This window comes from Priestia sp. BR_2, from assembly GCF_041954005.1.
Lineage (GTDB): Bacteria > Bacillota > Bacilli > Paenibacillales > Paenibacillaceae > Paenibacillus_AQ > Paenibacillus_AQ lautus_A.
Map to the genome: position 1 here is coordinate 1 of NZ_JAVFHM010000230.1, position 914 is coordinate 914.

1 protein-coding gene is annotated in these 914 nt (G+C 41.6%); it reads left to right on the top strand.

All coding sequences use genetic code 11. The features are described 5' to 3' along the window. On the top strand, positions 1–831 hold an 831-nt coding region (locus tag RB298_RS19075; protein ID WP_486048025.1), incomplete at its 5' end, for an MFS transporter. Positions 832–914: the final 83 nt, after the last annotated feature.

The window sequence follows — 914 nt, forward strand, 5'->3', positions numbered from 1 at the left end:
CATCATAGAGGCCTTGCCATGGGGATTCGGCAAACGGGGATACCGATTGGAGGCGCTGTCGCTTCAGCAGCATTACCGATGCTGTTTCATCAATACGGGTGGCATGGGGCCGTTCTCATACAGGCAGCGGCAGCTATCGGAGGAGGCCTTCTTTTTTTTGTATTCTACCGAGAGCAATCATCATCGTCAGAAAAAAAGGAAACATTTACGCTTCGTCAAAAAATCAAGCGCATTTCTCAAGATAAAACGCTCTATCCGCTGTTTTTTGTAGGTGTTTCAATGATTTCTCTTCAAATGATTATCATTGCGCACTTTATGAGCTATTTAACGAAAGCCATAAAGATGGATTTTGTGTCAGCGGGCAGCCTGATGAGAATCACACTGTTAGGCGGAATGGTGGGGAGAATTGTTTTAGCTTGGGTAAGTGATTATGTGTATAACGGAAATCGAAGAACTCCTTTGCAAGTGACGGTTTGGATGACTGCAGGACTAACAATAGCTATTTCTTATATTGGATTTACTTTGCCTTTTTGGCTACTAATTGCTTTTTGTTTTAGCCTTGGCTTTTTTGCAATTGGCTGGTTTAGTTTGTTTATCGTGTTAATAGCAGAAAAAGCGGATGATCGTTTTATCGGTTTAACGGTAAGCATTGCGTTAACGCTCAATCAATTTGCCATCGTGCTCGCACCGATTTGGTTTGGGCTCATTGTGGATTGGCTCCGGAGCTACGCGTTGGCTTTTAGTACGGCTGCATGCTTCATTGCTTGTGGAGGAATATGGTTAAAAAAAGAGCGAGTTCATTCATTTTTAAATAAAAACGTCACTAAATGAAAAGTGAATTAGGGCTATTTATTTAAGAATAGAGAAGACTTCTTACTCTCTAAAACGTTTCAAAGCGATACTCTCGGGTACAC